General features: G+C 71.7%; 20 protein-coding genes. 13 read left to right on the forward strand and 7 right to left on the reverse strand.

Features of this window, described 5'->3' with window-relative positions:
* Nucleotides 1–13: 13 nt before the first annotated feature.
* On the reverse strand, nucleotides 14–2143 hold the full coding sequence (locus tag OG599_RS22555) for a S9 family peptidase (RefSeq protein ID WP_327177790.1): 2130 nt from the start codon (nucleotides 2141–2143) through the stop codon (nucleotides 14–16).
* A gap of 214 nt (nucleotides 2144–2357) precedes the next feature.
* On the opposite strand from OG599_RS22555, the gene OG599_RS22560 reads away from it, so the two are divergent.
* The 10 genes from OG599_RS22560 to OG599_RS22605 all read left to right on the forward strand — a co-directional run bounded on the left by OG599_RS22560 (nucleotide 2358) and on the right by OG599_RS22605 (nucleotide 12434).
* Nucleotides 2358–2552, forward strand: coding sequence for a hypothetical protein (locus OG599_RS22560; protein WP_266708674.1), 195 nt, complete (start codon nucleotides 2358–2360; stop codon nucleotides 2550–2552).
* A gap of 150 nt (nucleotides 2553–2702) precedes the next feature.
* Nucleotides 2703–3629, forward strand: coding sequence for an N-acetyl-1-D-myo-inositol-2-amino-2-deoxy-alpha-D-glucopyranoside deacetylase (gene mshB / locus OG599_RS22565; protein ID WP_327177791.1), 927 nt, complete (start codon nucleotides 2703–2705; stop codon nucleotides 3627–3629).
* Nucleotides 3626–4096: a DUF6113 family protein gene (locus tag OG599_RS22570; protein WP_327177792.1), complete on the forward strand. Its 471-nt coding sequence runs from the start codon at nucleotides 3626–3628 to the stop codon at nucleotides 4094–4096. Before mshB ends, OG599_RS22570 begins: the two co-directional genes overlap by 4 nt.
* 175 nt (nucleotides 4097–4271) lie before the next feature.
* Nucleotides 4272–6470, forward strand: coding sequence for a hypothetical protein (locus tag OG599_RS22575; RefSeq protein WP_327177793.1), 2199 nt, complete (start codon nucleotides 4272–4274; stop codon nucleotides 6468–6470).
* Nucleotides 6471–6798: 328 nt separating this feature from the next.
* Nucleotides 6799–7734 (forward strand): ABC transporter ATP-binding protein, encoded by a 936-nt coding sequence (locus OG599_RS22580; RefSeq protein ID WP_327177794.1) that lies wholly within the window; start codon nucleotides 6799–6801, stop codon nucleotides 7732–7734.
* Between the two features lie 26 nt (nucleotides 7735–7760).
* Entirely contained in the window at nucleotides 7761–8549 is a 789-nt protein-coding gene (locus OG599_RS22585; RefSeq protein ID WP_327180147.1) for an ABC transporter permease, read from the forward strand.
* Nucleotides 8546–9817, forward strand: a complete 1272-nt coding sequence (locus OG599_RS22590) for a sensor histidine kinase (RefSeq protein WP_327177795.1) — start codon at nucleotides 8546–8548, stop codon at nucleotides 9815–9817. The genes OG599_RS22585 and OG599_RS22590 overlap by 4 nt, the downstream gene beginning before the upstream one ends.
* Nucleotides 9814–10443, forward strand: a complete 630-nt coding sequence (locus OG599_RS22595) for a response regulator transcription factor (RefSeq protein ID WP_327177796.1) — start codon at nucleotides 9814–9816, stop codon at nucleotides 10441–10443. Before OG599_RS22590 ends, OG599_RS22595 begins: the two co-directional genes overlap by 4 nt.
* Nucleotides 10444–10843: 400 nt before the next feature.
* Entirely contained in the window at nucleotides 10844–11986 is a 1143-nt protein-coding gene (locus OG599_RS22600) for a MarR family transcriptional regulator (protein ID WP_327177797.1), read from the forward strand.
* A 193-nt stretch (nucleotides 11987–12179) separates the two neighbouring features.
* Complete coding sequence (locus tag OG599_RS22605; RefSeq protein WP_327177798.1) at nucleotides 12180–12434, forward strand: arsenate reductase/protein-tyrosine-phosphatase family protein; 255 nt, start codon at nucleotides 12180–12182, stop codon at nucleotides 12432–12434.
* A gap of 13 nt (nucleotides 12435–12447) precedes the next feature.
* Here OG599_RS22605 and OG599_RS22610 read toward each other — a convergent pair whose 3' ends face one another.
* The 4 genes from OG599_RS22610 to OG599_RS22625 all read right to left on the reverse strand — a co-directional run bounded on the left by OG599_RS22610 (nucleotide 12448) and on the right by OG599_RS22625 (nucleotide 15796).
* The gene (locus tag OG599_RS22610) at nucleotides 12448–13623 is read right to left on the reverse strand and encodes a UDP-N-acetylglucosamine--N-acetylmuramyl-(pentapeptide) pyrophosphoryl-undecaprenol N-acetylglucosamine transferase (RefSeq protein WP_327177799.1); all 1176 of its coding nucleotides are present in this window, start codon (nucleotides 13621–13623) and stop codon (nucleotides 12448–12450) included.
* A 252-nt stretch (nucleotides 13624–13875) separates the two neighbouring features.
* On the reverse strand, nucleotides 13876–14244 hold the full coding sequence (locus tag OG599_RS22615) for a hypothetical protein (protein WP_327177800.1): 369 nt from the start codon (nucleotides 14242–14244) through the stop codon (nucleotides 13876–13878).
* Nucleotides 14245–14288: 44 nt separating this feature from the next.
* Nucleotides 14289–15434 (reverse strand): methyltransferase type 11, encoded by a 1146-nt coding sequence (locus OG599_RS22620; RefSeq protein ID WP_327177801.1) that lies wholly within the window; start codon nucleotides 15432–15434, stop codon nucleotides 14289–14291.
* A gap of 134 nt (nucleotides 15435–15568) precedes the next feature.
* Nucleotides 15569–15796 carry a hypothetical protein gene (locus OG599_RS22625; protein ID WP_442809705.1) on the reverse strand — a complete coding sequence of 76 codons (228 nt, stop codon included), beginning with the start codon at nucleotides 15794–15796 and terminating at the stop codon, nucleotides 15569–15571.
* A gap of 134 nt (nucleotides 15797–15930) precedes the next feature.
* On the opposite strand from OG599_RS22625, the gene OG599_RS22630 reads away from it, so the two are divergent.
* The 3 genes from OG599_RS22630 (at nucleotide 15931) to OG599_RS22640 (ending at nucleotide 17387) form a co-directional block, all read left to right on the forward strand.
* A complete protein-coding gene (locus OG599_RS22630; protein ID WP_327177803.1) occupies nucleotides 15931–16770 on the forward strand; it encodes a helix-turn-helix domain-containing protein in 840 nt (279 codons plus the stop codon).
* The gene (locus tag OG599_RS22635; protein ID WP_327177804.1) at nucleotides 16767–16976 is read left to right on the forward strand and encodes a DUF397 domain-containing protein; all 210 of its coding nucleotides are present in this window, start codon (nucleotides 16767–16769) and stop codon (nucleotides 16974–16976) included. Before OG599_RS22630 ends, OG599_RS22635 begins: the two co-directional genes overlap by 4 nt.
* A 201-nt stretch (nucleotides 16977–17177) precedes the next feature.
* Nucleotides 17178–17387, forward strand: a complete 210-nt coding sequence (locus OG599_RS22640; RefSeq protein WP_327177805.1) for a DUF397 domain-containing protein — start codon at nucleotides 17178–17180, stop codon at nucleotides 17385–17387.
* A 79-nt stretch (nucleotides 17388–17466) separates the two neighbouring features.
* On the opposite strand, the gene OG599_RS22645 is transcribed toward OG599_RS22640, so the two are convergent.
* On the reverse strand, nucleotides 17467–18483 hold the full coding sequence (locus tag OG599_RS22645; protein WP_327177806.1) for an NADPH:quinone oxidoreductase family protein: 1017 nt from the start codon (nucleotides 18481–18483) through the stop codon (nucleotides 17467–17469).
* 46 nt (nucleotides 18484–18529) lie between these two features.
* Entirely contained in the window at nucleotides 18530–18895 is a 366-nt protein-coding gene (locus OG599_RS22650) for a MerR family transcriptional regulator (RefSeq protein ID WP_327177807.1), read from the reverse strand.
* Nucleotides 18896–18979: the final 84 nt, after the last annotated feature.

An 18979-nucleotide genomic window follows, 5' to 3' on the forward strand; every position in this document is an offset into this window, starting at 1 on the left:
GGTCCGCCGTCGGTCAGCCCGCGGCCGGCAGGCCCAGGGAGCGCCTGAGGAACTCCACCTGGAGCAGGAGCAGGTTCTCCGCGACCTGCTCCTGCGGGGTCATGTGCGTCACCCCGCTCAGCGGCAGCACCTCGTGCGGGCGTCCCGCCGCGAGCAGTGCGGAGGAGAGCCGCAGGGCGTGCGCGACCACCACGTTGTCGTCGGCCAGGCCGTGCACGATCATCATCGGCCGTACGGTGTCCGCCGGTTCGGACAGCCCGTCGTCGGTCACCAGCGAGTTGCGCGCGTACACCTCGGGCTGCTCGGCGGGGTCGCCGAGGTACCGCTCGGTGTAGTGGGTGTCGTAGAGCCGCCAGTCGGTCACCGGGGCGCCCACGACGGCCGCGTGGAACACGTCGGGGCGCCGCAGCACCGCGAGGCCGGAGAGGTAGCCGCCGTACGACCAGCCGCGCATCGCGACCTTCGACAGGTCCAGCGGGAAGCGCTCGGCCAGCGCGTGCAGGGCCTCGATCTGGTCGTCCAGGGTGAGCGCGAAATCGTCCCGTACGGCCTTCTCCCAGGCGGGGGAGCGGCCCGGGGCGCCCCGGCCGTCGGCCACGACCACCGCGAAGCCCTGGTCGGCGAACCACTGGGAGGTGAGGTGGGCGTTGTACGCGGCGACCACGCGGCGGCCGTGCGGGCCACCGTACGGGTCCATCAGCACCGGAAGCGGACCGTCCGATTCCTGATAGCCGGTGGGCAGCAGCACGGCGCACGGAATGCGCCGCGCGCCCCCCTCGGTGAGGACCGGACGGGCCCGCAGCACCGGCTCCTGGGCGTGGCTGGCCACCTCCGCGACCTGCTTGCCGTCCCGCAGCACGCGTACGGTCGCGCCGGGGCGCTCCAGTGAGGTGGAGAGCAGCACCGTGAGGGAGCCGGAGCGGACGGCCGAGTGGACGCCGACCCCTTCCGACATCCGTTCGACGCCCAGTTCGTTCACCCGGTACACATGGCTCTCGCCGGTCTCCGGCGCGGCGGCCTCCTCGCCCGCCACCGCCTGCACCAGGATGTCGGACTCGCCGATGTCCAGGACCGCCTGGAGGTGCAGCCGCGCCCCGGTCAGCGACCGGTCGCCGACCTGGAGGACCCGCGCCCCGCCCTCGTCCGCGATCCGTACGAGCCGCCCGTCCGGCGTCCACGCGGGCACCCCACCGAAAAGATCGAGCCAAATCGGGTCCCCTTCGGCGTGCACGGTCCGGGTCGCCCCGGTCTCCGGGTCCACCGTCAGATACAGCTGGCCACGCTGGTCCCGGGCCTGCACCAGCAGCAGCGGCGCACCCGCCGACGACCAGTGGACCCGGGCCAGATACGGGTAGCGCGCCCGGTCCCACTCCACCTCGGTGCGCCCGCCCGCCAGGTCCATGACGAAGAGCCGGACCCCGGCGTTCGGGGTGCCCGCCGCGGGGTAGGCGACCTCGGCCGGCTTGCGCTCCGGGTGCGCCGGATCGGCGATCCACCAGCGGTGGACCGGGCTGTCGTCCACCCGGGCCACCAGCAGCCGGTCCGACTCCGGCGACCACCAGAAGCCCCGGTGCCGGTCCATCTCCTCGGCCGCGACGAACTCCGCGAGCCCGTAGGTGAGGTGCTCCTCCTCCGGTTCGGCCACCGCCCGGTCGCCGGTCCCGTCGGCGCCGACCACCCGCAGCGCGCCCTGCGCGACATAGGCGACGTGCCGGCCGTCGGGGGAGGGCCGGGGGTCGATCACGGGTCCGGGGACCGGCAGCGCCCGTGCCGTACCGGCGCGCAATTCGGCCACGTACACCGTGCCGGAGAGCGCGAAGGCGGCCAACTCCGCCTCGGCGTCCAGCGCGTACCCGACGATGCCGGCGCCGCCCTCACGGGTGCGTTCGCGCCGGGCCCGCTCCTGCGGCGACAGCTCCTCCGTCGAACCGCCCAGCAGGGCACCGGGGTCGGCGGCGACGCGTTCCTGGCCGGTGGAAGGGTCCAGCACCCAGAGCCGGTTGACCGAATCGGTGCCCGAGGAGGAGCGCAGGAAGATCACCCGCGTCCCGTCAGGTGAGACGGAGAAGGCCCGGGGCGCACCGCGGGTGAATCGCTGGGTCCGTGCGTGCTGGCGGGGAAAAGACAGCTTCTGCGAGGTCATGGCCCGAAACCTAGCCGGAGGGCCGCCCTCCGTGCGCCCCCTTGTGCTGCTGTGACCCGGACAATGCCTTGGCACGGATAGTTATGATCCGTAGCGCTCGGTGGGTAGGAACCTGCTGGGCTCTTCGTCGCTGCCCGACTGCTGTCCGTTCAGACCCGATGTGTTGATCTGTCCGATGTTTCCGTCGCGACCGTACTGATGGAGGTGAACCGCCGTGGCACTCTCGATTTCGGCGGTAGTGCTGCTGGCGATCGTCGTCTTCCTGCTGATCCGGAAATCCGGACTCAAGGGCGGACACGCGGCGATCTGCATGCTGCTCGGGTTCTATCTGGCGAGTTCTTCCATCGCCCCGACGATCGCGGACCTCACGTCGAACGTCGCGGGCATGATCGGCAGCATCAAGTTCTGACGGCGGTCGCCTCGGGCGGCCCGCTCACGCCGTGTCCGAGGGCTCCCGGCCGCGCCTGGGGGCCCTCGGGCCGTGCCGTCCGGCTTCCCGGTGGTGCGAACCGAGGACGCCGACGCCCGGAGGGTGCGCCGGGCTCGTAGGGTGGTCCTCATGAAGGACCTTCCCGCCCGCCGTCTGCTGCTGGTGCACGCGCACCCCGACGACGAGTCGATCAACAACGGCGCCACCATGGCCAAGTACGCCTCCGAGGGCGCCCACGTCACGCTGGTGACCTGCACCCTGGGCGAGGAGGGCGAGGTCATCCCGGACTCGCTGGCGCACCTCACGGCCGACCGCGACGACACGCTGGGCCCGTACCGCGTGGGTGAACTCGCCGCCGCCATGAAGGAGCTGGGGGTCACCGACCACCGCTTCCTCGGCGCCCCGGGCCGGTACCGCGACTCCGGGATGATGGGCACCGAGCAGAACCACCGCCCCGGCGCGTTCTGGGACACCGCCGTGGACGACGCGGCGGCCGCGCTGGTGGACGTCGTCCGTGAGGTCCGCCCGCAGGTCCTGGTGACGTACGACCCCGACGGCGGATACGGCCACCCCGACCACATCCAGGCGCACCGGGTGGCGATGCGCGCGGCCGAACTCGCCGCCGACCCCGGGTACACCACCGGCTCCGGCGCCCCGGACGCGCCGCACACCATCGCGAAGATCTACTGGAACCGGATGCCCCGCCCGGTCGCCGAGGAGGCGTTCGCCCGGCTCCGGGCCGAGGCGCCCGCGGTGTTCGGCGGGATCGCCGACATCGACGAGGTGCCGGGGGTGACCGAGGAGTCCGTGATCACCACGGAGATCGACGGCGGCCCGGCGCACGCGGCGGCGAAGGCGGCGGCGATGCGGGCCCACGTCACCCAGATCACCGTGCGCGACCCCTGGTTCACCCTCTCCAACGACAAGGGCCAGCCGCTCTTCGCCACCGAGTACTACCAACTCGTCCACGGTGTACGGGGTGGTGAAGGTCCACGCGAGCGCGACCTCTTCGCGGGACTGCCCGAGGCCGCCGCCGACGCGGGGGAGCGGGCATGAGCGGCAAGAAGGACCGGGCCCGCGCCGAGGCCCGCGCCCCGCGCACCAACGCCCCGCCCCGGGCGCCGGAGCCCACCGGGATCGCCGCCCCGCTCAACCCCCGCCGGATCGGGGTGTACCTCGGTCTCGCGGTCCTGGGAGCGCTGGTCTCGCTGGCCGGTTCGCTGGTCCAGGGGGCCTGGTTCCCCGGCGGTCTGCTGCTGGCGCTGGGCGGCGCGGCGGGGGTCTTCTACGGCGGCCGGGTCCTCACCCGCACCCAGTTGGGCGCCTTCGCGCCCGCCGTCGGCTGGCTGATCGCGGTCGTGGTCGCGCTCAACGGACGCCCCGAGGGCGACTACCTCTTCGGCGGCGGCGACGAGATCGATCTGGCGCTCTTCGTCCTCGGAGGGATGGTGATCGCTGTGATCTGCGCCACCCTCTCCAAGGGGCCGGTTTCGGCCAACGACCAGGAACGTTCAGGCCGGTGACGCGCCTTGAGCGGCAGCTCGGGAGCGTCCACGGGTGTGAGGCGCCGGTGGAGGTTTCCACCGGGCGTGAAACGCCCGTGCGCGGCGGCCAGTATGGTGGTGCGCGCGCCGAGCCGTCCCCTGGCCTGCGGCATGGGGGAAGTACGGGCGGCGGAGCCAATCGGGAGAACCTGCTTTGAGTCGTGAAACTGACAGTTCGTCCTCCGGGCCCCAGGGGCGCGGTGGTGCCGCCTACCCCTCGGGCACGCCGCCGTACGGATCACGCCAGTACCCGTCGTTGCACCCGACGCAGGACGGCGTGGATCCCGCACCGGAGTCCGCCCAGGAATCCCCCCGGTCGTCACGGCCCGACGAACCCAGGACCGAGACGACCCTGACGACGCGCATCCGGATCAACATCCCCGGTTCGCGGCCGATCCCGCCCGTCGTGATGCGTACGCCGATGGCGGAGGGCGACAACACCTCCGACCCCGAGCGCACCGCCGTCACGCCGCTTCCCGGTCCCGGCGCGGGCGTCCCCGCCCCCGGGCAGCCGGCCGGCGAGTCCGCGTCCGGCGCGGAGGCGCGCGAGGGCGGTGACCCCGAGGGGGCTCCGGCCGAGCCGCCCGCCAAGGAGAAGCCCACCAGCGACTGGTTCGCCCCGCGCAAGACCCCGGCCGCCAACTCCGTGCTGGGCACCCCGGGCACCTCCGCCGGCCCCGCCGGTGGTCCTGCCGGGGGAAGCGTGCCGGGCCAGGCCGGAGCGGAGCCGCAGTCCGGCCCGCGTGACGGGTCGCCGTACTTCGACGGCCCGCAGAGCGGCTTCCCCGCCGCTCCTCCGGCCGGCCGCAGCGCGCTGGACAGCATCGACGCGGAACTGGCCGACTCCGGCCGGCCCACGCCGAACCCCGGGGTACGCACCCCCGGCCCGGCCGGCTCCACGACCGGACCGGCGGCCGGCACCGCCAGCTTCCCGCCGCCCGTCCCCGGCACGCCCGGTGCGGGAAGGCCCGCTGCCGGGAACCCCGGCCCCGGGACCCCGAGCCACGGCATCTCCGGTCTCGGAACGACCGGTCTCGGAACGCCCGGCACCCCCGGCCCCGGGAACCCCGCGGGCCAGGGCCGTCCCGGTCTCACGGTCCCCGGCGGCCTCGGCGCCCCGGGCGGTCCGGGTCCGCAGGGCGTCCCGGGCGGCCCCGGCGGTCCGGTCTCGGTGCCCCGGCTGTCCGACGACACCGCGATCCTGACCCCGCAGGCCCCCGCGCCCGTCCCGGGCGGCGGACACGTCTCCGGGGACACCCTGACCGGCGGTATCCCCGTCGTGCCCGGCGGCCCCCGGCCGTTCCCGTCCCGCGCCGAGGGGGCGGACGGTCCGGACGCCGCACCGCAGGGGCCCTCGGGTCCCAGCACGCCGCGTCCCGCCCCGCAGGCCGCCGCGCCCGCCCGCAAGGGCCGGTCCAAGACGGTCCTGCTCGGCGTCGCGGTCGTCGTCCTGGCGGGCGTCGCGTACGGCGCGGGCCTGCTGATGAACCACTCCGAGGTCCCCAAGGGCACCACCGTCCTCGGCGTGGACATCGGCGGCGGCACCAAGACCGAGGCGGTGAGCAAGCTCGACGCCGAGTTCGGCAAGCGCGCCCAGGCGCCGCTGAAGCTGTCGGTCGACGGCAAGCAGACGGAACTCTCCCCGGAGAAGGCCGGCCTCGCGCTGGACAGCGAGGAGACCGTGCGCGGCGCGGCGGGCAGCGACTACAACCCGGTCTCCGTGATCACCTCCCTCTTCGGCGGGGCGCGCCCGGCCGACCCGGTGATCCCGGTCGACGAGGAGAAGCTCGGCGCGGCGCTCAACGCCCTGTCCGGCGAGTCCGGTTCCGCGACCGACGGCACGATCAAGTTCGAGCCGAACAAGGCCGAGCCGGTGGCGGGCAAGCCGGGCAAGGGGATCGACGTCAACCAGTCGATCATCGCCGTCCGGGACGCCTACCGCGCCCAGGTCCAGACGGGTACCTCCGCCGTCGTGGAGCTGCCGGTCGTCACCCAGCAGCCCACCATCACCCAGGCCGAACTCGACCGGGCGATGAAGGAGTTCGCGGAGCCCGCCATGTCCGACCTGGTCACCATCCAGGCCGGCGGCAAGGAGATCCAGTTCGGCCCGGCGCGCTCCCTGCCGCAGATCCTGTCGATGAAGGCGGTCGACGGCAAGCTCGTGCCGTACTACGACAAGAAGGCCATCGAGACCCTCTGCGACGGCGTCTTCGACGGCGTCATGGCGGTCAAGGCCGACGGCAAGCAGCACCAGGTCGGACCGGACGACGTGGCCAAGGCCATGCAGACGGCGCTGCTCGGCAAGACCACCGCGGAGCGCACCGTCACGATCGACCTCACCGGCCAGGGCTGACCGGCCCCGCCCGAAGCGTCGCCGTACCGCACACCGCCCCGTCCGGGTCCTCCGGACGGGGCGGTGGCGTGCGTACGGGGCGTGGGCCGTGCGTACGCGGGGCGTGGGGCGTACGTACGGGGCGGGGTGGCCGCGCGTACGCGGGGCGGTGGCGTGCGTACGGGGCGCGGGCCGTGCGCACGCGGGGCGCGGGGCGTGGGGCGTACGGGGAGGGGACCGGCCGCCACCCGCCGGACCGCCCGGTCACCCGCCCCGCATGACATCTGTCATCCCTGATCCCAGCCCCCCGTCCCTGCCGCGCCCACCTCCCGTAGGCGAGGCTGTACGCATGACAACGACAGCCCCCGAAGCGACCGCCGCAGCCACGGCCGTGGTCAGCTTCGACCAGGTCAGCAAGGCGTACGGCGACGTGCGCGCGGTCGACGGGCTCCAGCTCGACCTGCACCCCGGCGAGACCGTGGCGCTGCTCGGCCCCAACGGCGCCGGGAAGTCCTCCACGCTCGACCTGCTGCTCGGCCTGCGCAACGCGGACAGCGGCACGGTCCGCATCTTCGGCACCTCCCCGCAGGAGGCCATCGCCGCCGGGCGGGTCGGCGCGATGCTGCAGAGCGGCGGGCTGATGGAGGACGTCACCGTCGAGGAGATCGTCCGGCTCGCGTGCAGCCTGCATCCGCGCGCCTACCCGGTCGGCGAGGTGCTGGCCCGCGCGGGGATCGCCTCGATCGCCGGCCGCATGGTCAACAAGCTCTCCGGCGGCCAGGAGCAGCGGGTGCGGTTCGCGCTGGCCACCGCCGGGGCCAACGACCTGATCGTGCTCGACGAGCCGACCACCGGCATGGACGTCACCGCCCGCCAGGCGTTCTGGGCGACCATGCGCGAGCAGGCGGACCAGGGGCGCACCGTCCTGTTCGCCACCCACTACCTCGAAGAGGCCGACGCCATCGCCGACCGCGTCCTCGTCCTCCACAAGGGCCGGCTGCTCGCCGACGGCACCGCCGCCGAGATCAAGGCCATGGCGGGTGTCCGCCGGATCTCGTTCGAGCTGGCGGACCCGATCGACGAGACGGCCCTGCGCGCCCTGCCGTTCCTCTCCGCGCTCGACATCAGCGGCGACCGGGTCCGTATCCAGTCGCAGAACGCCGACGCGACCGTCCACGCGATCTACGGCCTCGGCCTCTACCCGCGCGCACTCGAAGTAGCCGGACTCGGCCTGGAACAGGCCTTCGTCGCCATCACCGAGGCCGAGGAGGCCCGCACCGCATGACGAACACCACCAGCGCGACGACTGTCATGGGCGCAAAGACCGCCGCGCGCACGAAGAGCCGGGCGAACCTCGTCTCCGGGGTGCTGATCCGGCTCGAAGTGACCCGCACCCTGCGGAACAAGAAGTTCATGTTCTTCTCGGTGCTCTACCCGTCGGTGATCTACCTGGCGGTCTCCAGTACCCAGAACACCACCGACTTCGTCCCCGGCACCCATCTGACCCTGCAGGCCTTCTTCATGGTCGCCATGGGCTCCTTCGGCGCGCTGACCGCCGTCCTCATGGGCAACAGCGAACGCATCGCCAAGGAAAGGGAGAAGGGCTGGGTACGCCAGCTCCGCCTGACCGCCCTGCCCGGTCACGCCTACGTCCTCGGGAAGATCGCCAGTGCCGCGATCGTCACCCTGCCGTGCATCGTGGTCGTGTTCGTGGTGGCCGCCGCCGTCAAGGGCGTACGCCTCGATGCCTGGCAGTGGTTCGCGCTGACCGGGGTCATCTGGGCAGGGTCGCTCGTCTTCGCCGCCCTCGGCGTGGCCATCGGCTATCTGGCCAGCGGTGACGCGGTCCGCCCGATCACGATGATCATCTACTTCGGGCTGTCGATCCTCGGCGGCCTCTGGATGCCCGCCTCCACCTTCCCCGGGTGGCTCCAGGACATCGCCCAGTGGCTGCCCACCCACGCGTACGCTGCTCTCGGCCAGGCCATCGAAATGGGCGGCGCCCCGCACGCCAAGGACGTCATGCTGCTCCTCGCCTACTTCGTGGTCTTCGCGGGCGGCGCGGCCTGGCTCTACCGGAAGGACACCTTGAAGGCGTGAGCGACGACGAAAACGCGGTGGGCATCGGCCGCCCGCCGGTCACCCGCCGCCAGATCGCGATGAAGCTGCTCTGGATCTGCGTCTGGCTCGCGTTCCTGAGCGCCCCGGTGTCCGACCTGCTCGGCGGCGACCACGGCCCGTGGGCCACGGCGTTCGGCTGCCTTGGACTGGCCACCTTCGTCGTCGTGTACCTCCAGCTGTTCTTCCGCCACACCGCCCGCTCCCCGGCCCTCACCCGGGCCGCGTGGACCATCGCCGTCCTGATCGCCTTCGCCGCCGCCCTCAGCCTGATGCTCGGGCCGGCGTGGCTGGGGCTCTTCGTCTACGTCAACGTCTCGGCCGGTGCCGCGCTCTCCCTGCGGGCCGCCTGGCGGCTGATCCCCGCCGTGGCGGTGCTGATGGCGTGCATCGGCCTCGCCGACGGCGCGGACAGCGCGGGGGAGCTGGTCCTCGACCTGCTGGTGCCCGCCCTGCTCGGCGGGTTCGCCATGACCGGCGTACGGCAACTGATCCGCACGACGGTCGAACTGCGCGAGGCCCGCGCCACCGTCGCCCAACTCGCTGCCAACGAGGAGCGGTTGCGGCTCGCCCGTGATCTGCACGACCTGCTCGGCCACTCGCTCTCACTGATCACCCTGAAGAGCGAGCTGGCCGGGCGGATGCTCCCCGGCCATCCCGAGCAGGCGGCCCTCCAGGTCGCCGACATCGAACAGGTCAGCCGCCAGGCTTTGGCGGACGTACGCGACGCCGTCACCGGCTACCGCCGCCCGACCCTCCCCGGCGAACTGGCCGGAGCCCGTACCGCGTTGGCGGCGGCGGGCATCGCCGCCGACGTCCCCACCGACGCCCCGGACGCGGACGGCCTGCCCGCCGCCCGCGAGGAGGCCCTCGCCTGGGGGCTGCGGGAAGCCGTCACCAACGTCGTACGTCACAGCGGGGCCAAGACCTGCGCGGTCACTCTGACACCCAGGCAGACCCTGGCCGGGCGGTTCCTCGAACTCGCGGTCGTGGACGACGGCCGGGGCGGGGCGGACGTCCCGTCCGGCATCCCGTCCGGCATCACGTCCGGCATCACGTCCGGTATCGCGTCCGGCGCCGAGACCGGCGTCAAGGGCGGCGTCAAGCCCGGCAACGGTCTCACCGGCCTCCGCGAACGCCTCGCCGCCGTCGACGGCACCCTCACCACCGGGCCCGCCGGCAGCGGCCGGGGCTTCCGGCTCACCCTCAGCGTCCCGCTGGGCGAACACGCTCTAGGATCGCCGGAATGAGCGCCGGAACGACCGAGACCGTGATCAGACTCCTCCTCGCCGAGGACCAGTCCATGGTGCGCGAGGCCCTCGCCGCGCTGCTCGGCCTGGAACCCGACATCGAGGTGGTGGCCCAGGTGGCGCGCGGCGACGAGGTCCTCGACGCCGCCCGCACCCACGCGGTCGACGTGGCCCTCCTGGACATCGAGATGCCCGGCATGACCGGCATCGAGGCCGCCGGAGTGCTGCACCGCGCACTCCCGGCCGTGAAGATCGTCGTCGTCACGACCTTCGGCCGCCCCGGCTATCTCCGCCGCGCGATGGAAGCGGGCGCCGACGCCTTCCTGGTGAAGGACGCGCCCGCCGCCCAACTCGCGGAGGCCGTACGGAAGGTGATCGCCGGAGAACGCGTCATCGACCCCGCGCTCGCCGCCGCCGCGCTCGCCGAGGGCGCCAACCCGCTGACCGAACGCGAACGCGACGTGCTGCGCGCCGCGGCGGACGGCTCCACCAACGCCGAGGTCGCCGCCGCCCTCCACCTCTCGCACGGCACGGTCCGCAACTACCTCTCGACCGCCATCCAGAAGACCGCCGCCCGCAACCGGGCGGACGCGGTACGGATCGCGGCGGACAAGGGCTGGCTGTAAGCCGCTCCGGTTCCGGGCGCGGTGTCGGGCTGGAGCTCGGGTCTTGGGTCTTGGGCCTTGGGCCTTGGGTCCTGGGATTCGAGCTTCGCTGTCGGGTCCATCACTCGTTCGAGGGAAACGAAGAGGTGCGCGGGCCGACGCTTGAGCTTCGGGATTCGGGGGTCGGGATGCGAGGTCCGGGATGCGAGCGATGTTGTTCATCCGGGAGGTAGGTAGGGGGTTTTGGGGAAACCTCCCCGCCTCCCGCCCCGTCACGGCCAGCAAGTACGACTAATGGTGAGCGAGTTGTGGCGAACGGTCACGCGCGCTTACGGTGCCCACAATGAAACGACCCCGACGCGGTGTCCTACCACCAGGCCGGGGTCTCACCAAAGATCGATATCCCAGAAAGAGCGATCTCGTGGCTACCCAGCACTTTAGCCCTGCCCCGCCCGCGCCCGCAGCCTCACGCCCGTACCGCAGGGCCAGCACCGGCTACGGCAAGCAATCCGTCTCCGGCCAAGTCGCTTACGAGCCGGAGCACTTCGCTTTCCTGTCGGAGCGTGAGCGGTATGTCGCCGCTTACGTCGACCATTTGCCCGACGGTGCCGCGATGGACATCAAGTCGCTGGCCAAGGACCTGCCCCTGTACGGCCAGATGGCCATCGGTACCGCTCTGCGCGCTCTCGGTGTCGCCGGGCACTTGCGGCGCGTACGCAGGCGGGTGGAGGGGGACGGTGCGTGCCGGTGGGTGACGCTCACCTTCTGGTCGCGCACCGCTCGGGACAACGAGTGGTGGACCGCCCATCTGGAGGGCCAAGCCGCCACGCCCGAGCGGCCCTGTGCGCCCTCCGCCGAGCCGTGCCCCACGTCGGGACCCGATCCGGTCGTCCCCCGGCAGCGCACCGCGGAATCGGACCCCGGCCGGCCCCCGGCCCCCGCCCGGACGCCGGACGCGGTCACCACGGCTGACCCCGGCCCGGTGGCCACGGCGCCCACGGCGCCTGCCGCGCCGCAGGGTGCGCCGGTCGCTGCGACGCCTGCCGCTCCTCCGGCTCCCGGTGCTCCTCCGGTTACCGCGGGTCCCTCGCCCGCCTATGTCGCCCTGGCCGAACTCGGGCGCCGCGAGCCTCGCTTGACGCTCTCCGCGGCGGACTGCGAGGTCCTGGAGCCGCTCGCCGCCGCGTGGTTCGCGCGGGGTGTCAGTGCCGGGTACCTGACGTCGGCGCTCACCGCCGGACTTCCCGAGCAGGTCGGCTCACCGGTCGGGCTGGTGCGCCGCCGCCTCACCGACAAGATGCCGCCCCGCCTGTCCGCGACCCCCACCCCGCCGCCGGTCCCGGCACCGGGCGCCCCCGGCTCCCCGGTACGCCGTCTCCTGGTGGAGTGCACCGACTGCGGACGCCCCGCCCGGGCCGAAGCGCTCCCGGACGGCCTCTGCGCCCCCTGCCGCACCACCCACCAGGCACCGCAACCCGCCGACCCGGCTGCGATCCCGGGCCAGGTCGAACGCGACGTCCCGGCCCTCGTCGCCGGACTCCGCAACCTCATGCGGACGCCCTGAACCCGGCAGGCCGCCCGTACCCGGCCGACGCGAATGCCTCCTCGTAGAGGTGGCGTACCGCCGTTTCCCGCGCTTCTGGGACTCCCGGCCGGGGTGCCGACCGGGGAAAGAGGGCGGTGTCAGTCCAGTCGTGCAGCTCGGTCCAGGTCGAGCCGTGCTGGCGGACCGCCGGATGTTTCGTGAGCGAACACCTGTGAAACGCCACCACTGCGGGCAACAGATCACCCTGGACATGCTGGACTGGGCCGACGACGTCCTGGCCATGGACGCCGCCGCCCTTCAAACGCTCAGAGCGATCGGCGGCGAGCGATACGCCCACAAGCTCGGCCTCTACCTGGGCGATCGCGACGTACCCGACCCGATGGGCCAGGGCGACGACGTGTTCGACGAGTGCGCCGTGCTGATCGAGGCCGGCAGCGCGCTCCATTCCGGCCGACGCCGCCCGTGACCCCTTGCCCGGATCAGCCGGACGCGGCGGACAGGATCACGTCCACGAGCCTGTCCGCCGCGTCCGGCCTTCCGTGCTCCCGAGCCCGCTGAGCCATCGCCTCCCGCCGCGCGGGGTCGGTGAGCAGCGGGCCCACCGCGTCCTTGAGCCGGTCAGCGGTGACGTCCCCGAATAGGGCGACGCCAGCCCCGGCATCTTCCAAGTGGCGGGCGTTGTGCGCCTGCTCGTTCCCCGCTGACGTGGCCAGGGGGATGAACACCGCTGGCTTGCCCAGCGCGGTCACCTCGGCGAGTGTGCCGGCCCCACTGCGGGAGACCATGACATCCGCGAGCGCCAAGACGTCGGGCAGCTCCGGGCCGACGAATCCGGTGAGGTAATACCGGTCGAGCAACTGCGCGGGCAGCGCGGCCGCATGTACCCGCAGGTCCTCGACGTTGTCCGGGCCACACTGATGGATCACGTTCGCTCGTTCCAGCAGCCACTCCAGCGCGGCACGGACGGCGCCGTTGATCTGCTGGGCACCCTGAGCGCCGCCGGTGACGTACACCGTCGGCAGCAGCCGGTTGAAGCCGTGCAACCCCAGCGTCTCGACTGCCTTGTCCGCATGTCCGGTCAGAATCTGCGGGCGTACAGGATTCCCGGTGACCACCGCATGGCCGCGCACTGCCTCCGGCAACAGCGGCAACGTCGACTCCGAGGACACCGCGATCCGCGTCGCCGAGCCCGCCAGCTTCCGGTTCGCCAGCCCCAAGCGTACGGTCTGCTCGTGCAGCACCAGTGGGCGGCGGCAGAGACGGGCTGCCAGGCCGGCGGGGACGGCCACGTACCCACCGGTGGCAAGCACGACGTCCGGCCGGAAGGCGGCCACCAACTTCCTCGCCTGTGCCACGCCAAGCGGAACCCGGGCCATGTCTTTCACGTTCGCCGCGGACATCATCTTGAGCGGGTTACTGGACCTGCGAATTTTACCCGTGGCGACGGTGGCGAACGCGATCCCCTCGGCCGGCGCGACACGCGCCTCCAGGCCGTCAGCCGTGCCGATCCACAGCACATCGAGGGTCCCGCCCTCGGCCGACAGCCGCTCTTGAAGGGCGCGGATGGCGGTGAGCGCGGGGTAGGTGTGCCCCCCGGTGCCTCCTCCGGTGACGATCAGGCGGAAGACGCCGGCGGGTCCAAGTGCACGATTCACCCGCAGCAGCCTACTGACTTCGCTGCCCCACCGCCGCAGGACGGGCGGAAGCCACTTCATCGTTCGTCGACCAGCTCGCCATGTCGTGGGTCGGCCGGCCGGGTCTGACTCCCGTTGGCCCCGACGAGCGGGCGGACTTCCTCGCCGAGCGCGCCGGGCGCCGATCGGTGAGGCCGTGCACTGCCTCTTCCCGGCCGCTTCGGCGTGACCGGTCCTGCGGCGCGGACCGGGCTCGCTTCATCCTGAGGGCGCCTACCCGCCCGGAGCCGAATCCCCGCGATGGGGCGGCAGTCCGAGAGGACCGTCTTCGGCGGTGTCGATGATCCGCCACGAGTGCGCGGACGGGTGGTTGTCGAAGAGCCCGCAGGCGTCGCCGAGTTCGTCTGTCGCGGTGCACCAGAACAGCATCACCCGGTACATCCGGGTGTCGGTCCAGCGCACCCAGATCGCACCGCCGAGCCGGTCGTCCTCCCACAGCAACTCGGCGTGCTCGGCGAGGTGCTTCTCCGCCAGCTCGCAGCGGAGCCGCCGGGCGGGCCCGCCGGTTCCCCCGGGAGCGGTGGCCGCCCCCACGACCTGTGCCGGAGGTGGCATGAGCGCGGTGGCGGGGCAGCGGTTCACGGGGAGGCCGGTGCCGGTCTTCTCCGGCCCCTGCCGCCCGGCACTCACCGGTCACCGACCGAGGTGTGCCACTCGCCCCGGGACAGGTGGACCACCCCGTCCGGGGTGATGCGCACCCGCGCCCCGAGCAACGGCAGGGAGCCGTCCGTGTTGAGCCGGTTCCGGAGGCGTTCCAGTACGTCCCAGAGGCGTCGCGGGCCGCTCTGGTGGACGGTGGGCGGGTCGGTCCAGTCGGCGGACGCGCGGGCCCACGAGCCGTCCGGATGCACCAGGTAGGCGGTACGCGTCTTCCCCCGGGTGCCGAAGCCGAGCTCCACCCCGGGCGCGGTGACCTCCAGCATGGACCGCAGCTCCCAAGCGTTCTCCAGGTCCACCACCGGGTAGCGGCCGGTGCCGACGTCGTCGCCCTCCGCCTCGTGCGCGAGGGCGAACAGGTCGGTGCAGGCGTCCGGGTAGTCGTCGCCGGACCGGGCCGGCATGAAACCGGCCATGTCCCGCTCGACCTGTCCCACCACGTCCCCGTTGGCGCGCTTCCACCCGGTGACGATCAGGGTCGTACGAGCCAGCGTCAGGGCGAGCCGCCCGCCCGGCACGAGCGAGGCGAGCACCGCGCGGAGCCCGGGCCCGGCCGGCAGCCCGACCGTGGACACGATCCGCTCGTACGTCCCCGGCACGTGCTCGGTCGCGTCCGCCGTGAGCATCGTCGGGTAGTACCCCAGCTCCGCGAGCCGTTCGCCCGCGACCGAGGAGAGGTAGGGGTCCACGTCCAGGCTCGTCACGTGCTTGTCCCCGATACGGAAGGACGCGTACGCGGTGAGCCCGCCCGCCCCCGTACCCAGATCCAGCAGCGGAAGCCCGTCCCCGAGGCGCGCGTGCCGGAGCATCCGGACCGTGAGGCTCGGCAGCGTCGCCGACGACGTGGGCAGGCCCTCCGGGCGGTCCTCGGGCGTCGCGTGGTCCGCGTGTAAACCGCCGACCCGGGTCACCAACGACCGTTCCCCGTACGCCGCTTCGGCCCAGGCGGACGGGTCGCTCGCTCCGTCGCGCACCGCCCAGGCTCCCGTACCGTCGAGCTCCCACCAGCGGGGCACCAGCTGATGGCGGGGCACCCGCGCCACCGGCGGGAGCCAGCGGGACACCGGGTCCACGATGTCGGTGGCGAGTTGCTCCGCCTTGGTCTGCCAGTCCATGGGTCGGCCTTTCCGATGCTTCGGGTGAATTCCGGTGATGCGTGATCGACGCTGAGAGCTTGGGTGTTGGCGGGGCGTACGCCTCCAGTCGCGCCGCGCGCCCCGCCTTCGGTGCCTCGGTGTCCGCGGCTCCGTCAGAGCGCTTCGCCCCGACTCCGGGCGTTGCAGCGCGCGTTCTCGGCCCGCAGCCGCTCTATCGGGGTCGCCGGCCGTACGCGTTCGGGCGCGGCCTCCCATTCGAGCCCGCCGCCGAGAGGGCGTATGGCCCAGTAGGGGCCGGAGAGTCCACGGAATTCGCCGACGCGGTCCCGCCGGCTCGTGTCGACCATGACTGCGCCGAGGGCGGGGGGCCGGGGACCCATGGCATTCGGACTGACGTTCTCTCCGGACACCTTTCGCTCCTCTCTGTAGCCGTTTCACTACGGGGGGTCCTCAGGGTGTCCTAGAGTCAACTTCCCTTCAACTAGCGAGAATGGAAGGAAGAGGAGGCCCCGGCATGGTCAACCGCCTGGAGTTGAACCCGGAAGCCAGCCCGCGCGCGGCATACGGTGCGCGTATCAGACGAATGCGGGAGAGGCGCGGGTGGAGTCAGGAGGAACTGGCATCCCATCTGTCATATTCCAGCCAGCATATTTCAGCGGTCGAAACTGCCCGGAAACCTCCAACTCTCCGCTTCTCGCGTGAACTCGACGCCCTATTCGGCATCACGGGCTCGGCCGAGTCGTTCGAGAGCGAGTGGCGCGAGATCCGGCACGGCGTGCTGCTGGAGGGGTTCCCGGAGTACGTCGGGTATGAGGGGCGGGCAGTGGAGATCCGGTTGTTCGAGATCGGGATCATCCCCGGGCTGCTACAAACACCGGCGTACGCACGTGCGTTGGCGGACGGCGACGTGCAGCGCGGCGCCATCTCGCCTGAGCAAGCCTCGGAGCGGGTCGCCTTCCTCATGGAAAGACAGGCAGCGCTTGTGAGGCTCCGCCCGCCGATGGCGCTTGTTGTGATGGATGAGAGCTGTCTTCGCCACGCTGTCGGTGGGGAAGCGGTGATGCAGGAGCAGCTTCAGCGCCTGATTGAGACTGCCTCCCTCCCCACGTGGGTGATCCAGGTGTCGCCCTTCGCCCTCGGGGCACGTCGCTCGTTCAACCTGCCAGTCAACCTGCTGACCCTGGCCGACAGGTCCATGGTTGCTTACGCGGAGTCTCAGGTGCAGGGATACGTCGAGCGTGAAACGGCTTCTGTAGTACCGATGCTGACGTCTTACCATCAGTTGCAGAGCGAAGCGCTGTCTCAGGCGGCATCTGTAGCCATGATCGAACAGGTACGAAAGGGCACCCTGTGACGACCGAATCCCCCCGATGGTTCAAGTCCTCCTACAGCAGCAACGGCGGCAACTGCATTGAGGTCGCCGCCAACCTTGCCGTGGCGCACAACGTCGTACCCGTCCGTGACTCCAAGGTCCCCAGCAGCCCGGTTCTGGGCTTCACCGCCGGTTCGTTCACGTCGTTCGTGGCGGGCGTGAAGGCTGGGGAGTTCGGCGCCGTCTGACCCTCGGCGTCGGGCCAACCGCACCAGGCAGAAGGGAGCCCCACCGTGCCTCGCATGGTGGGGCTCCCTGTTGTCCGGAAGCAGGTGGGCGCGTTTTCGTCTCGGCGGTGCCGATGTGGGCGGCCTACCATCGCCACGCGACGCGAGGTGCGCCCCGCGTGGCCTCCGTGGTCGTGTTGTGTATCGGCGAAAGGGCATCCCGTGACGACTGAGTCCCCCCGTTGGTTCACGTCCTCGTACAGCGAGAACGGTGGCCAGTGTGTCGAGGTGGCTGCCAACCTCGCCGTGGCGCACGACCTCGTGCCGGTCCGTGACTCCAAGGTTCCGAGCGGTCCGGTCCTGGGCTTCGCCACCGACTCCTTCACGTCGTTCGTGGCAGGCGTGAAGGCGGGCGAGTTCGGCGCGGTCTGACTCCTCGGCGCCGGGTCCTCACTCGAACCAGCGAGCCCCGTAACAAGATCAAGACGGCGTGTTGATGATCTGCAAGCCCTCAGCGCCAGGGATCGAGGGCCAGCTTGCCCTGGGTCTGGCCCGCTTGGACTTGCTGGAGCACTGCCGGTCCTTCGGCCAGGGGGTGCACGTGTGGGGTGCCGGGCGGGCAGACGCCGTGGGCGATAAGGGCCTCGATCTCGACGAGCAATGACTGGTAGAGGGAAGGGGCCGCGACCGCCAGTGCACCGATGTGCAGACCCTTGACTTGGACCTGGTGGTTGAAAACCAGGTCGTGGGTGGTGAGGGTGGCATCGCCGGAGGCGGCGCCGAACACGACGATGCGTCCGGTGAAGACTTTGGCAACGGACAGGCTGGTCTTGAACGTGGCCTGTCCCACCGATTCCAGGACCAGATCGACGCCGCCGGTCAGGCGGGCAATCTCCTCGGCCACATCGGGTCGTCGGCTGTCCAGGACCTCGTCGGAGCCGAGCGCTTTGACGGAGCGATGCTTCTTGGGTGAGGCCGTGGCGATCACGCGTGCGCCGTAGTGGCGGGCGAGGCGGACGGCGGCCTGCCCGACGCCTCCGGCCGCAGCATGTATGAGGACTACCTCACCCTTCTTGATCTCGCCCAGCGGCTTCAGTGCCGCCAAGGCGGTGGCCCAGTTCAGCACCAGGCCGAGGGCTTCGGCGTCGCTCCAGCCGGACGGCACGGGAAGCACACCCGTGGCCGGCATCGTCATGTACTGCGCGAAGGCGCCCGGTCCGGCTCCGACGACGTGAGTGCCGAGCTGCAGCGGAGTCTCAACGTCCGGGCCGACGCCCACGATCTCGCCGGCGGCCTCGAAGCCCGCCACATAGGGGGCCTGTGGGCCTCCTCCGTAAGTGCCGTGGGTCTGCATGACATCGGCGAAGTTGACCCCGGCGGCGCCGACGCGGATCAGGTACTCGCCGGGCCCCGGGGCGGGGCGGCGGTGATCAGTCGTGAGAGTCAGGTCCTTCGGTCCCCGGTGCGTGTGCTGGACCAGTGCTCGTACGGTCTGCTCGACGGTGTTCTGCTGCTTGTTGATCCCCATGCGCCGAACGTAGGAGCCTGACACTTACGTCAAGGTCAAGCGGCTGTCAGAAGTCAGTACGGCGGGCCTCGCGCAGGTATGCGTCGAGTGCCGCCTGCTGATCGCTGAGAACGGCGATGCGGGCAGCGAGCCGATCGCGATGGCTCCGTACCTCGTGGAGGAATTCCGCGCACACCACGTCGGTGCCGGCATCGGATCCGTCGGTGAGGCTGGGCAGGACGTCCCTGATCAGCCGCACCGGTAGCCCGGACTCCAGCAGCGAGCGGATGACGAGCACCCGGTCGATGGTGGACTGGCAGTAGTCACGGAACCCGTTGCTGAAACGGCCAGGGACGATCAAGCCCTCGTCCTCGTAGTGCCGTAACGACCGTGCACTCACGCCGCTGGCTCTGGAAGCCTCGCCGATCTTCATACACGCAGCAACGTCCCAGAGGGCCGCAACCTTCCGGCACTGCGCAACTCTACCCAGAAGGCGCGCCGAGGCTACCTGAGTCCC

Origin of the sequence: Streptomyces sp. NBC_01335 (assembly GCF_035953295.1) — a bacterium.
Lineage (GTDB): Bacteria > Actinomycetota > Actinomycetes > Streptomycetales > Streptomycetaceae > Streptomyces.